Source organism: Pelorhabdus sp. sgz311001 (assembly GCF_055901755.1).
Genome location: NZ_JBVXUT010000005.1, coordinates 194367 through 207561, shown reverse-complemented (window position 1 = coordinate 207561; position 13195 = coordinate 194367). Strand labels below are relative to the sequence as shown.

Sequence of the window (13195 nt, the reverse complement as noted above, 5' to 3'; positions counted from 1 at the left end):
CTTTAGCAGTAGTTATTTTTTTGCTAATAGGTTATCGATAATGGGGGATGAGATGTCGATAGTTTTTAGAGAAGAACATTCAGATAAAAGTTTAGACATTTTACAATGTATTGAAAAAATATTTCATAATAGTGTTGCACTTGTTACGATCATTCAGATATCAACTATGTCTGTTTTATTCGTCAATAAAGCATGGGAAAAAGCTATGGGGCGCACGTTTGAGCAAGTTGTCGGCAAAACTCCTCAAGACTTAGGGTTTGGTGATTGTCATGAGGTAGTTCTAAAAATCAAAGAATTAGATGATGATTCTAGTATTCTTCCTTATGAATTGTCATACTATGCGCCTACAGGAGAAAAGCGTACTCTTATTTGCAAAGCTATTTTAGTTAAAGATGGCAGCGAAAGATATGTTATATTTATTGATTTTGATATTACTAGAAACAAGCAAGTGGAAGAACGGTTTCGCATGGCTTTTCATCATAACGTCTCACCCATGTCCATAAGTAGATTTATTGACGGTTACTATATAGAGGTTAATCAAGCATTTTTAACATTTATGGGGTATACAAAAGAAGAGGTAATCGGGAAAAAATCCAGTGAATTGAATATATTTGTTGAACTTGATCGAAAAGCGGTTATTAATGCGTTAAAAAAACGCGGTTATTTTCAGAATTACGAATATAAGATTAGAACCAAAAAGGGAGAATTGCGGTATTGCCTATTGAATGCTGATGTAATTGTACTTGATAATTCCGAATACTTATTGGCTTCAATGACGGATATTACGGAGCGAAAAAAATTAGAGCTGGCATTAAAGAAGAATGAAAAAAACTTAAATGTAGCGGAACAAATAGCGAAAATAGGCTATTTTGATTGGGATGTAGTGGCTGACAGACTGAGTTGGTCTGATCAAATGTATAGAAATTTAGGTTTTGAGCCAGGGGAAGTAAAACCTACGGAAAAACTGTATCTGAGTATGATACATCCTGACGATTTTTCATGGGTGTCAGAGTATATTTCCTATGCCAAGGATCATTCTCTTTATGATGTGCAATACCGGATTATTAAAGCGAATGGTGAGATTACTTGGCTTCATCTTCGCGCTAATATGAATTTTAACAATCAGGGAAAGCTTATCAAAATGTTTGGAACATGCCAAGATATTACCGAACAAAAATTAGGAGAAGATAGAGTTCAAAAAGCAGAGAGTGAACTTTCACTAACAAATCAAGCTTACATTCAGAGTGCCTTTTTTTATAATGTAATAAATAGTAAAGAGCCTATTGAGGTTATTGGCGAAAAACTGCAACAGTATGGCATTAATCCCCGAGCAACCTATATATGCTGTGTTTTAAGAATGACAAAACAAGTGCCTAATATAGTACAACAATCTGTTTTTGTATGGATGCTTAGCAATTTGCCTGGTTGGGTATGGCAATATAATCAAGTAATGATTGCCTTAATACCTGTCGTAAATAATAATCTTTCAAGCAAAGCGGGTCAAATTGAGTATGGAGAACAATTACTACAAGAAATTGAACGGTGTTGCCAGAAGGTTCCAGTAAAAATCGGTATTTCGGGTTTGTCGCAAACCACATTAAATATAAAAGAATTATATGTTAAAGGATTCCGCTCGCTTATTGTCGGGGAGGTGCGAGGGAGTTCCATTACTCACTATGAAGATATCGGCTATTATGAACTTGCTTTTTGCATTTTAGAAAATAAAGGATCAGGTAGTATAAGTACAGAGGCTATTGAGCAGGTTGCTGTATATGATCAGGATAATGGCACTAGTTTTTTGCAAACATTGAAGATGCTGTTAAAGGAACCAAATTTTAAAATGGTCGCACGAAATTTGTTTATTCACTACAATACCGTTATATGGAGAAAACAAAAGATTGAAAAGATGCTCGGTCTGTCGCTCGATGATTTTGAAGTGAAATGCCAATTATTATTACAGCTCAGAATTTGGGAGATTAAAAAAGTGAAAAAGGTTATTCTGGGCTTTGATCTTAAATAGTTTCTATTTATATTGTTGCAGTTGGCTGTTTAAATTGGCGCCTGTTGTATAGTTTTATTCACTATATAACAGGCGTTTTTGTTGTCCGGCTATCATCTGACGTTTAGTTGTATTTAGTAGATAAAGGGTAATAAATTTTAACTATTGCAACATAAAAATATATTGCAATAGTTAACTGGTATATTATATAATAAATATAGAAAGAAAATTCGTAATAATAATTGAAGGCCTTAGTGAGATTTAGAAAACCTATAATTCATTATATAAGCAGGGAGAGTGTTCAGATGAGCTATTTGAAGGTTACCGAGGAACTGTACAAAGAAGCGTCGCAGACCGTACAGGAAGATTTGTGCTGTGTCGAAAAACCCTTGCAATTTTTGCCGGATCTTCATATTCCTGATGAGATGACAGCAATGGATTATGGTTGCGGTACGACAGTATATTTTGGAGAATTGTCACCGCAAGAGAACATTTTATATGTTGGGATAGGTGGTGGTCTGGAAGCACTACAGTTTTCCTATGTGACAAGACGCCCGGGATCGGTTACTGCGGTCGACCGCGTTCCTGAAATGATGGCGAAGGCAAAGTTGAATTTTGCAATAGCGGAAGAGCAGAATAGTTGGTTTAAGTCTGATTTTATTAATATTTTGGAAGGCGATGCACTAGCTCTGCCCTTAGCAGATAATTCTGTTGATGTAGCCGCGCAAAACTGTCTTTTTAATATTTTTAAAGGTGATGATTTACTGATTGCTCTGAAAGAAATGTATCGAGTATTAAAACCTGGCGGGCGACTTTATATTTCTGATCCTATTACAAGTCAGCCGATTCCCGCGGCGTTGCGCGATGATGAGCGGCTGCGGGCAATGTGCTTATCAGGCGCTCTGTCGCTAGAAGATTATGCACAGAAAATTAGTGATGCTGGGTTTGACGAAGTGCAGATCCGGGCTCGTCGGCCCTATCGTTTGCTTGATCAGCATACTTACGGTGTTGATGATATTTTGCTAGAGACGGTTGAGCTTGTAGCAGTAAAGAGCGTTTGCCCACAAAGTGAAACAGCGGTATTTCTTGGCGAATCAGCTATTTACAAAGGGGCGGAAAAAGAGTTTTTAGCGGAAGATGGCACTTGCTATAAAAAAGGAATTCCTGTTTCTGTCTCGGTGCGAGTAGCAAATCAGTTGCGGGAAAAACTTGATTTTGTTGTAACAGCTCCGACCTATCATTATATTGGTTATCGCCCAGCTAAAACAGGTTGTTGCTGCTGCGGTTAAAGTAAAAAGAAAAGAGGATGCATGATGAAAAAAGAAGTACTTGGGGAATTTCTTGGTACCTTTTTGATGATTCTGTTTGGCTGTGGCTCTGTCGGTGTATCTATTTTGTTCAATATGCATCAGGGAATTCTTCCGATTGCTCTGATCTGGGGTCTCAGTATTAGTCTAGGTATTTATGCAACACGCTCACTGTCTTGCGCACACTTTAATCCAGCTGTGACGATAGCTATGATTATCAGCAAACGAATGGCCGTAAGTAAATTACCAGCCTATGTTACAGGCCAATTCTTAGGGGCCTTTGTGGCTGCTTCCTTGCTGTATATATTTTTTGAGCCTTCGATTGCCGCTTATGAAGCCGCGAATCATATTGTACGTGGTACAGCGGAATCGGTTGGTACGGGAAAAATGTTTGGCGAGTATTACCAACTGCCGGGAAGTACGGCGATTGTTTCGATGGGACTGGCTATGTTTGCCGAAGCGTTCGGCACCTTTATCCTTGTTGTCATGATTTTCTTCTTAACGGAAGGCTGTAATGTGGGGCGTCCTGATGACAATTCAGCGCCACTATTTATTGGTTTGACCGTATCGTCGCTCATTTGTCTGATTGCACCACTCACGCAGGCTGGATTTAATCCAGCTCGGGATTTTGCTCCCCGTCTTGTAGCCTGGATTCATGGCTGGGGCAATTATGCTTTTCCTGACACAACTGGCGGCTTCTTCTGGGTTTATATGGCGGCTCCTGTTGGTGGTGCTGTTGTTGCTGCGTTGTTTTTCCGTTTTGTTGTGGAACCAGTTATGAAGAAAAAAGAGACTGTAGTTGCTGTAGAAAAATAGCTTATGGGAGACGAAGGGAGACAAATAACGATGAAGACGAAAATGCTTTTAATTGGTGGTTTTTTGGGAGCTGGCAAAACAACGCTGTTAAATCGAGCAGCCGATTTACTGCGAGTTGAGGGAAAACAGGCTGGGTTGATTACGAATGATCAAGCCAGCGCTCTTGTTGATACGGCGTTACTATTGCAAAGAGACAGCGGAGAGCCCATCGAAGAAGTGAGTGGCAGCTGTTTTTGCTGCAATTTTCCGGGATTAGAGCAGGCTATGGCCGAATTGCAGAAACAGCAGGAGCTTCAGGTGATTTTAGCGGAACCTGTAGGCAGCTGTACTGATTTATCGGCGACAATTTTACAGCCTTTAAAGCAATATCATGAAACGGATCTTAGCGTAGCTCCTTTATCGGTACTTGTTGACCCTTGGCGTATTCAGGCGGTTCTAGAAAAAACACCAGGAGTTATTCATGAAAGCGCGGCCTATATTGTGGAAAAACAACTAGAAGAAGCCGATATGATTGTGATCAATAAAATTGATGCGTTACAAGAGTCGGATTTGCAGCAATTAAAAATGGCGATTGCAAAGCGTTGGCCTCAAGGCGATATTTTTGCGATCAGCGCTCAGACAGGAGATGGGGTGGCTGCTTGGTTGAACGCAGCGCTGGAACGTTCCGAAGCTGGCCAGTATATTGCAAAAGTCGATTATGATATTTATGCCGAAGGGGAAGCTGTTCTTGGTTGGCTAAATATGAGCTTGCATTTGGCTGGTGCCAAACAGAACTATGATTCGTTCTTGCAACGATTGATGGAAAATTTATCTGGACGCTTTGATAGAGAACAGGCTGCTGTTGGTCATGCTAAGGCATTCCTTGAAGCAGGCGGCAAGAGTGTAATTGGCAATATTACCGGTCGAAAGGAAACGCTGAACATCCGCGGCTCTGTCGGTTATGCCGACGAGGCTTTACTGACAGTGAATGCCCGAGTAGAAATGGAGCCGGATCAACTGAAGTCGATTGTTTTGGAGGAAATGAAACACCTTTGCGGCGCCACGATTGCTACAAGTGATATGGTGCTTAATTGCTTGAAGCCAGGTCGGCCTAACCCTACTCATCGTTTCTCAGCTGTCATTTAATCTGTTTCATTGACAAAGAAAAAACATCTACTGGCAGAACCAGCAGATGTCTTTTTTTCTAATCCTTAGTGTGAGCGTTCCAATCTTCTAAAGAGATAGGCAGCAAATAGACCGGCAATATTTAAGGCAAGGGCAATCCAGAAGGCGTTGTTGTAGGAGCCTGTCGTTTGACGGACCGTTGCGGCAATCATAGGGCCGAATATAGCAGCCAGACTGAATCCGATAAAGGTGATGCCGTAATTCACACCAAAATTTTTGAAGCCATATCGACCAGTAATAATGCCAGGCATGGTGCTCATAAAGCCGCCAAAGACAGCGCCGATGCCTACGCCGGAAATAGCGAAGCCGATCACCGATCCTGTTAGGGACAAGTTAAGCATACAGACAGCGGAAATAACGAACATGACCATGAGCGTATTAGATCGGCCAATACGGTCAGAAACTGCGCCGAAGATGATCCGTCCAAGAGCGTTTGATACGGAAACAAGGCTGAGAAATAAAGCAGCAACCATGGGGGTAAGTTGGAACATCTGTTGGCCAACCGGCGAGGCAGCTGAAGTAATCATAAGTCCTGATACGGCACCAAGAATGAGCATGACCAAAATGACCCACCAGGTTTTATCACGCAGCATTTCATGCCAGACTTTGTCAGTAGTGGTTGGGGCAGCTGTTGTTTTTGCTGGCTCTGGATTCCACCCCTGCGGTTTGAAACCTGCGGGTGCTTTTTTGATAAACAGCGAGCCGATCAGGATAATGATCAGAAAAGCAATGCCAAGGATTTTAAAGGTAGAAAGCACTCCGACAGAACTGATTAGAGCGCTGGCCAAGGGAGCGACAATGGTGGCGCCTGAGCCATATCCTGCGGCTACGAGGCCGGAAGCGAGCCCTTGTTTGTCAGGAAAAAATTTTACTGTATTTCCGAGCGTACCTGAGTAAATGACGCCGCCGCCGATTCCAGCCAGGACACTGTAAGATAGGTAGAGCATTTCAATATTGGAAACGAACCCGGTAATGATTAAGCCGCAGCCAAACATGAGACCGCCAATGAGTACATTGGCTTTACAGCCAAGCCGATCTTGGATGTAGCCGCCGCCAATCATTGCTATCGGGCTCAGACCATGAGTAATTGTAAATGCAAGGGCGATGGCTGTTGCTGGCCAATTAAATAGCTTTCCCAGTGGCAGGGCGAATACGCTCCACGCATATAAAGTACCAATGCAAATATTTATAATGATCGCTGCTGTAAGAATCAGCCAGCGATTGTACCGTTGCTCAGACATGGTATCTCCTTCTTTCGTTATAATTTGGCTAGACTGGTCCTGGGCCATAAAACGTGGGAAACGGAGAAGTATCAAATGTGAGTGAACGATAAGTAATAGGGTCTCGCAATTTGCTGATAGGCAACACCTCGATATCTAGAATGAAATAAGAGACCTCAAAACACCTCCTTAAATTGAAATAGTGACTTCCTATTAAAATTTATGCAATATATATGCCAGAGGAAAGAATGTGTCGGAGCGGCTTAGAACGGCTGCTTGCGGCTTTTTTTATGGCGGATAGGCATCTTATTTTGCGATAAAGTAGCAATTTAAGATTGATTATTGTGAAAATAAGAAAAATGAGCGAATCCTTCGTTTGTTTTAAAATGATATTTCTATAGCAAAAAAGGATTGAGAGGATTGTCGGGCTGTATAGGCTGTATTTCCAGCCATTACAGGGCTTGGGCGGTGTTATTTTCCTATGTCAAAAAAAAACGACCGTCTTCTGTCTTGCGTTACGAATCGTCAGAAAAGGGCCGTTTTTCGCCGTTCGCGGCTTTTTTTATTTTTTGGCATGATTATTGCTTTATATATAGGCGTTGGCATAAATCAATCTTTGCTGAATATGAGGTCTTAGACCTGTACTGATGCCTGGGAGGTGTGAAAGGAGAATAAGACAGCAAAGAACCGTCACTAGTAAATATATTGGGAAAGGGATGATTAGGTCGTGAAGAAAGAGTGGAAAACACAAAATGAAGATGGCTCTTATACAGTCAGAACGTGCTGTTGGTCGCCGCCGGGTGATCACCCTGTTGGCTGTGGCCTTAAACTGACGGTAAAGGGCGACAGACTTATAAAAGTAGAAGGCGATGAAGAACATCCAATTACGCAAGGTCGTGTATGTGTCAGAGCGCTTTCTCTGCCAGAGTTTGTTCATCATCCGCAGCGTATTACGTCACCGATGAAGCGTGCCCCGGAAGATCGCGGCAAAGATAAATGGACAAAAATTTCCTGGGATGAAGCATGGGATATTATTGTTCCTAAGATTAAAGATCTGAAAGCAAAGCATGGCGCTGAATCGATCGTCGTGTTTGGCGGCACAGGACGTGAAGCTTGTCTTTACTATTATCCGTTGGGATTTGCTTCGATTGGCACGCCGAATGTATGCTATCCTCAGAGCGGCTGGTCCTGCTATGGTCCTAGATGCTCCATCACTGACTATATTTTGGGAGCTGGTTATCCCGAGCTTGACTATGCGGGAACGTATCCAGACCGCTATGATAATCCGAATTATGAACTTCCTAAATATGTAATTGAGTGGGGTAAAAATCCGCTTATGTCCAATGGAGACGGCTTCTTTGGTCATGCGCTGATTGATATGATGAAACGCGGGACAAAGATTATTTCCGTCGATCCACAGATTACGTGGCTGGGAACCCGCTCCGCCTATGTGCTGCAATTGCGGCCTGGCAGTGATACGGCTTTGGCTATGGGGCTCTTGCATGTTATTATCAATGAAGATCTCTATGATCATGACTTTGTTGACAACTGGTGCTATGGCTTTGATGAACTGAAAGAACGTGTACAGGAATATCCGCCGGAAAAAGTTGCGGAAATTACCTGGATTCCGAAAGAAAAAATCATTGAAGTTGCCCGGGAATTTGCAACAAATCATCCTTCGTCAATTCAGTGGGGGCTTGCTGTTGACCAGAACCCCAACGGCGTACAGCTTGGTCATGCGATTCTGGCTCTTGGTGCTATTACCGGCAATCTTGACGTGCCTGGCGGCATTACGCTTGGACCACCGGCTGCTCTTCTTGGCAAATGGCGTGTTGAAACACGCAGCAATCTGTCGGAAGAATTATGGGATAAACGGATTGGCGCCAAAGAATGGCCGGCACTGAGCACAGCCATGGCGACGACTCATCCTGATGAAACGCTCGATACCTTGGAAACTGGCAAACCTTATAAATTGAGAATGGGCTGGTTTAACAGCAGTAACTTTATTACTCCGACCTGCTCTGCTGCGCCTGATCGTTGGTATCGTGCTTTGAAATTGCTCGAATTCAATGTAGTACAAGATTGCTTTATGACTCCAACGGCTATGGCTTTTGGCGACATTTTCCTGCCGCTGCCAACGCTTGCTGAACATGATGGCGTTGTTGTTACGCATTACGGGCGGAATGCAGTTTTCCTTGGCGCTATGAATAAGGCCCTTGAAGTGGGCGAATGCAAGTCTGATATTGAAGTTTGTATTGAACTTGGTAAAAAATTACATCCCAATATGTGGCCGTTCGACAGTGTCGAAGATTTCTTCAGCAAACAGCTGAAACCGGAACTCGGCATTGATTTTAACGATTTGAGAGAAATTGGTCTCTATCAGCCTAAATATACTTATAAAAAATATGAAACAGGCCAGCTTCGCGGCGACGGCGAGCCCGGCTTCAATACGGTTACCGGCTTGGTAGAATTGACATCGACATTGTTTGAAGCATGGGGCGATGATGCGCTGCCATACTTTAAAGAACCTCCTTACAGCCCTTACAGCACGCCAGAACTCTTTAAAGAGTATCCGCTTGTTCTTACAACTGGCGCAAGAACGTTTGCTACCTTCCATTCAGAACATCGCCAGATTTCTACTTTGCGTGAAATTACGCCTTATCCAGTTATGAACATTCATCCGGAAACGGCTGAACAACTCGGTATCAAGGAAGGCGACTGGGTTTGCATTGAAAATATGTTTGGTAAAGCCAAAGAAAAAGCTCATTTGACGCCATGCATTCATCCGAAAGTCGTTCATGCTGAACATGGCTGGTGGTATCCGGAACAAAAGGGCGAAGAACCGAATCTGTATGGTGTTTGGAAATCGAATATTAATACGCTAGTACCACACAAACAGATTGGTAAACTTGGCTTTGGCGCTCCCTTTAAACAAATGATCTGCAAAGTGTATCGCGTTGAATCGCTGGAAAGTGATGTAGGCTTCGAACCATAACTAGACGATGACCAATAAAAGTGATGGGAGGGTGCTGTAATGGCGCGTAACGGTTTATTGATTGACTATGAATATTGCACGGGATGTCATAGTTGTGAAGTATCATGCAAAAACGAACATAAAATTCCTCATGGACAATGGGGCATTAAATTGACGGAAGTCGGTCCGTTTAAAATTACCGAAGATAAATATGAGTGGGATTATGTTCCTGTTCCTACTTCGCAGTGTGATTTGTGCGAAAAAAGAGTAGAAAACGGTGAAAAACCCGCTTGTGTCCTCCATTGTTTAGCGAACTGTATGGAATATGGTCCGCTTGATGAATTAGCGAAAAAGGCAGAAGAAAAAGGCAAAAAAGTTGCCATTTTTACGCCTTGAGGCAGAATGTAGCGAAGTAATGAGATTATAAATACGTCGTGTGCCATGTTTTTGCATGGCACACGAAAAAGTTTACAAAAAAATCCTGCAAATATTTTGCAGGATTGAGTAGGTTAGGCCTGTAGGTGAAAGTTGAAAAAGAGTGGTCTACTTCTGACTGTCTGGCGGTGTATGCCACTGGCAGGTTCCCTTACCGCCGTCTTTTGGCGGCGCCTTATGGCGATTACAGGGGTTGGCGCATAATTGATCGATATACAGGCAGTGAACAGTCGGCCGAGGTATTGGCGGCGGCAATGCAGCACCGCATTTTTGACAGCGGTTTGTTTCATCGCGAAAGGTTAGTATATGGCAGGCTGGACATTTTAACGGTCTTTCTTTGGGCGGCTTACAGCCGCCGCAATAAGGGTTGCAGGACCAACACATTAAAACTCACTCCTTTTATAAATTTAAACTATGGATTTTGTTTATTTTATATGGTTTTATTATATGACTCCTTGGAGAGTCGGTCAACTGCTCTTCTTACGGCAGTTTAGTTTGCTGCTATGAGAATAGAAAGAATATATAAGGAGATGACTGTGATGAGTGAAGAAAAGAAAAATGTTGAAGAAGTTGTAAAACCAAAACGGAAAATTGAAAAACCGCTTAATCCCTTAGCGCAGAAGCCAGGACAAAAATACGGATCTACACAGTTTGAAAAAGAAAAAACTTATAAAGAACAACTGAAGACAGAAGAATAAATTCTAACGCGAAAAGCGGCCAAACCTAAAATGAATGGCAAGGCTGCTTTCGCTTTTATAGCACGAAAAGCGAAAGGATGGTTGAGCAGAACATGATTTCTAAACAAATTGGCGATGTTAACCTAACTGTAACGATGGCTGAAAAGCTACAGAAAGATCTTACTCTGCAAGGCATAAATCCCGGTGAAATCTATCGGCTCATTTTCAATTTTGCTGAGCAACTGCTTGTAGTAAAAAATGATACAGAATTAGTACTGACAAATGATGAAACAGGGGCGCAGATTATCCTTGCTGTACAGTGGGAGTCGCAGGAAAAAGTTACGATGAAGGTCATTGATACAGTTCGTGTCGGCGGTCGGCCCGAGCGGCAATTTGATTTGGCGCCTAAATTAGAGGAAGCGGCTACTTGCCAGTAATCGGTTTGGGTTGGACTATTTTGGCATGATTATTGCTTTAAATAAATGTGGTCGTGGTTATAAATAGAAATCACGCTATATTATGAATCGAGGAGGAATATAACATGTGTTTTAGACCAGCAGGTGTTGCTAAAAATCAAATATGTCCCAAATGTGGGAAAAAGCTAGTCCCGATTGGCGGAGTTATGCAGAAAAAATGTCCTTTCTGTAAAACAGACCTGACTAATCTTGGCGAAACGAAAGAAGAAGCGCCGAAAGAATAAGTATGTTGTTTGTTTTGGGGATTTGTCAGCAGGTCGATTTTTCGTTAGAATAGGTTCATGAGGTGATGCTCGTGAATGAAAATGAGGCCGCTGCAGGCTTTTTTCAGAGTGAATGCAGTAGTTTGAAAAAGAGTGAGATTTTGCGTTGGAACGACTTGGTTGTCTACCGCGATTCGCTTACGGAAATACAGGTCAAAATGATTGGAGCTGTATTTGCCTGTCACAATAAAGAACAGAATCCGGCTGGCGAATATTCGGTACCTGCCTCTGAGCTTCTGGGTCTTTCTCCCAACGGTGATGAGCAAAAAGAAGCGTGGCTTTTGGCAGAATTAGCCAAAGTGTTGAAAAAAGGTGTTCTTCTTTATGAGAAAACTGAGCAGAGTATGTGTTACACTTTGTGGTTTCAGAAGATTGAATGGCGCAAAGAACAGATTGTTTTCCAATTTACCGAAAAAATGTTGCCGCTTATTTTGCAGGTTTCGCTGGAGGAGAAAGAAAGTGAATTTGCCAGAAAACTACAATACAAGGGAAAACATACGCTGGCTGTCTTTCAGATTATCTGGCCGGAGCAGTCAAAGGGAGTTGTTGAATTAACAATTCAAGAGCTGATGCGGCGACTGCAGCTGGAAAATACGCGGTACTCTTACGGTCAGTTGCGGCTTCGCGTGTTGGAGCCGGCTTTTGAAGAGATCTATGCATGGGATCCAGCAATTTTTGTGCGGTTCGGTCCGACCTTTTCGGGACGTCGCGTCGAGGGAGTCTGGTTTGAAGTGATTACGGGCGACAAGGCTGTTAAACTGCGCCAGGAAAAACCATCATTTTCCGTTTTGCTTCCCGAAGAAAAAATGCAGCAGTTATGAATCGTTTTTTTATCTATTAGCTTGTGTCAAAATGATACAAAAGCACAGAACTTTCTCAAATAAGGACAGAAAAATAAAAACGATCTCCAACTTTTCGAAAGAAAGATCCTGATTCTAAAACGGATCTTTCTTTTATTTTTTGGCATGAACTTTGCATAATTAACTTAAAGATAGCGTTGGCTTTACAGAAAAACGACGTTAATTGGGAGGAATTACGATGCGTAATGCAATTGTTGTATTTTCTAAAGTTCCGCAAATGAGCAAGACAAAAACCCGTTTGACAACACGAAAAGGAGGCATTTTGACTGATGAAGAAGCCATAGCTTTTTATGAAGGCTCTGTGGTTGATGTAATTAATGTTTGTATTGCTGCCCAATGCGGCGATGTGTGGATCTGCCACGATAAGGACGGAGATGAGGCGGTTCTAGATCGTTTACTAGCTAAGGTGAGTCAGCGATCGGCGATAAAAGGAATTTTTTCTGATCAGGGCGGCAGTTTTGATGCTTGCATGCAGTATGCGACTGAACATATGTTACTGGGAACAGAAGCTTTGGCTGACAGTATTATGATCGTTGGCGGCGATATTCCTAGTATTCAGCCGTATATGCTGCAATCTGCTTATCGTAAAATGGAAAAGCTCGCAGCGAGTGAAGCAGGCTTACAGGCGGCGCAGGCAGCTGGTTATTCCTGCGATAGTTTTGGCGCAGCTTTGGTGGAGGGCGCTTGTCAGGAAGGTGGATTTTCCATTGTCGGGTTTACCGCAAAAACTCCTTTTGATTTTTATAAAGTCTTTTATAATATGTCAGGGGTCACAGCTCTTGATATGCTCGTGGACAAGGCGCGGGAACGGAAGATACCGCTTGCTACGGTAGAAATGGCACCTGATGTTGATATCCCTATTGATTTAGCCAGTATGATACCCATGTTGCGAGCATTGCAATTATCGGCCCAATATGATGATACGGTGATGGTTCCGCGCCATACGATTCATATTGTGGAGAAAATCGGTTTGCAAAGTATGACGACTCCGACGCAGCGGTAAA

13 protein-coding genes are annotated in these 13195 nt (G+C 42.5%); 11 read left to right on the top strand and 2 right to left on the bottom strand.

Going from position 1 to position 13195, the window contains the following annotated elements:
• The first annotated feature begins 52 nt into the window (after positions 1-52).
• The 4 genes from AC0MXB_RS13750 (at position 53) to AC0MXB_RS13735 (ending at position 5247) form a co-directional block, all read left to right on the top strand.
• Positions 53-2020: a PAS domain S-box protein gene (locus AC0MXB_RS13750; protein ID WP_474040278.1), complete on the top strand. Its 1968-nt coding sequence runs from the start codon at positions 53-55 to the stop codon at positions 2018-2020.
• A 284-nt stretch (positions 2021-2304) separates the two neighbouring features.
• A complete protein-coding gene (arsM, locus tag AC0MXB_RS13745; RefSeq protein WP_474040277.1) occupies positions 2305-3288 on the top strand; it encodes an arsenosugar biosynthesis arsenite methyltransferase ArsM in 984 nt (327 codons plus the stop codon).
• Positions 3289-3309: 21 nt separating this feature from the next.
• Positions 3310-4122 carry an MIP/aquaporin family protein gene (locus tag AC0MXB_RS13740; protein WP_474040276.1) on the top strand — a complete coding sequence of 271 codons (813 nt, stop codon included), beginning with the start codon at positions 3310-3312 and terminating at the stop codon, positions 4120-4122.
• A 30-nt stretch (positions 4123-4152) separates the two neighbouring features.
• Positions 4153-5247, top strand: a complete 1095-nt coding sequence (locus AC0MXB_RS13735) for a GTP-binding protein (protein WP_474040275.1) — start codon at positions 4153-4155, stop codon at positions 5245-5247.
• 65 nt (positions 5248-5312) lie between these two features.
• Here AC0MXB_RS13735 and AC0MXB_RS13730 read toward each other — a convergent pair whose 3' ends face one another.
• Positions 5313-6527: an L-lactate MFS transporter gene (locus AC0MXB_RS13730; RefSeq protein WP_474040274.1), complete on the bottom strand. Its 1215-nt coding sequence runs from the start codon at positions 6525-6527 to the stop codon at positions 5313-5315.
• A 706-nt stretch (positions 6528-7233) separates the two neighbouring features.
• Here AC0MXB_RS13730 and AC0MXB_RS13725 point away from each other — a divergent pair.
• Both AC0MXB_RS13725 and AC0MXB_RS13720 read left to right on the top strand, forming a co-directional pair.
• Entirely contained in the window at positions 7234-9501 is a 2268-nt protein-coding gene (locus AC0MXB_RS13725) for a molybdopterin-dependent oxidoreductase (RefSeq protein WP_474040273.1), read from the top strand.
• A 39-nt stretch (positions 9502-9540) separates the two neighbouring features.
• Entirely contained in the window at positions 9541-9876 is a 336-nt protein-coding gene (locus tag AC0MXB_RS13720) for a 4Fe-4S dicluster domain-containing protein (RefSeq protein ID WP_474040272.1), read from the top strand.
• Positions 9877-10023: 147 nt separating this feature from the next.
• Here the strand turns inward: AC0MXB_RS13720 and AC0MXB_RS13715 are convergent, their stop codons facing one another.
• Positions 10024-10299 (bottom strand): hypothetical protein, encoded by a 276-nt coding sequence (locus tag AC0MXB_RS13715; RefSeq protein WP_474040271.1) that lies wholly within the window; start codon positions 10297-10299, stop codon positions 10024-10026.
• A 155-nt stretch (positions 10300-10454) separates the two neighbouring features.
• Here AC0MXB_RS13715 and AC0MXB_RS13710 point away from each other — a divergent pair, with 155 nt between their 5' ends.
• The 5 genes from AC0MXB_RS13710 (at position 10455) to AC0MXB_RS13690 (ending at position 13194) form a co-directional block, all read left to right on the top strand.
• Positions 10455-10613, top strand: a complete 159-nt coding sequence (locus tag AC0MXB_RS13710) for a hypothetical protein (protein WP_474040270.1) — start codon at positions 10455-10457, stop codon at positions 10611-10613.
• A 92-nt stretch (positions 10614-10705) separates the two neighbouring features.
• Complete coding sequence (locus tag AC0MXB_RS13705) at positions 10706-11029, top strand: hypothetical protein (protein WP_474040269.1); 324 nt, start codon at positions 10706-10708, stop codon at positions 11027-11029.
• A gap of 104 nt (positions 11030-11133) precedes the next feature.
• Positions 11134-11292: a hypothetical protein gene (locus AC0MXB_RS13700; protein ID WP_474040268.1), complete on the top strand. Its 159-nt coding sequence runs from the start codon at positions 11134-11136 to the stop codon at positions 11290-11292.
• Between the two features lie 71 nt (positions 11293-11363).
• Positions 11364-12152: a replication initiation protein gene (locus AC0MXB_RS13695; RefSeq protein ID WP_474040267.1), complete on the top strand. Its 789-nt coding sequence runs from the start codon at positions 11364-11366 to the stop codon at positions 12150-12152.
• A 217-nt stretch (positions 12153-12369) separates the two neighbouring features.
• Positions 12370-13194, top strand: a complete 825-nt coding sequence (locus tag AC0MXB_RS13690) for a TIGR04282 family arsenosugar biosynthesis glycosyltransferase (protein ID WP_474040266.1) — start codon at positions 12370-12372, stop codon at positions 13192-13194.
• Position 13195: the final 1 nt, after the last annotated feature.

Bases quoted from the DNA above. Each gene is read 5' to 3' on its own strand.
- AC0MXB_RS13750 (WP_474040278.1), top strand. From the start codon at position 53: ATGTCGATAGTTTTTAGAGAAGAACATTCAGATAAAAGTTTAGACATT.
- arsM (WP_474040277.1), top strand. From the start codon at position 2,305: ATGAGCTATTTGAAGGTTACCGAGGAACTGTACAAAGAAGCGTCGCAG.
- AC0MXB_RS13740 (WP_474040276.1), top strand. From the start codon at position 3,310: ATGATGAAAAAAGAAGTACTTGGGGAATTTCTTGGTACCTTTTTGATG.
- AC0MXB_RS13735 (WP_474040275.1), top strand. From the start codon at position 4,153: ATGAAGACGAAAATGCTTTTAATTGGTGGTTTTTTGGGAGCTGGCAAA.
- AC0MXB_RS13730 (WP_474040274.1), bottom strand. From the start codon at position 6,527: ATGTCTGAGCAACGGTACAATCGCTGGCTGATTCTTACAGCAGCGATC.
- AC0MXB_RS13720 (WP_474040272.1), top strand. From the start codon at position 9,541: ATGGCGCGTAACGGTTTATTGATTGACTATGAATATTGCACGGGATGT.
- AC0MXB_RS13715 (WP_474040271.1), bottom strand. From the start codon at position 10,299: ATGTGTTGGTCCTGCAACCCTTATTGCGGCGGCTGTAAGCCGCCCAAA.
- AC0MXB_RS13710 (WP_474040270.1), top strand. From the start codon at position 10,455: ATGAGTGAAGAAAAGAAAAATGTTGAAGAAGTTGTAAAACCAAAACGG.
- AC0MXB_RS13705 (WP_474040269.1), top strand. From the start codon at position 10,706: ATGATTTCTAAACAAATTGGCGATGTTAACCTAACTGTAACGATGGCT.
- AC0MXB_RS13700 (WP_474040268.1), top strand. From the start codon at position 11,134: ATGTGTTTTAGACCAGCAGGTGTTGCTAAAAATCAAATATGTCCCAAA.
- AC0MXB_RS13690 (WP_474040266.1), top strand. From the start codon at position 12,370: ATGCGTAATGCAATTGTTGTATTTTCTAAAGTTCCGCAAATGAGCAAG.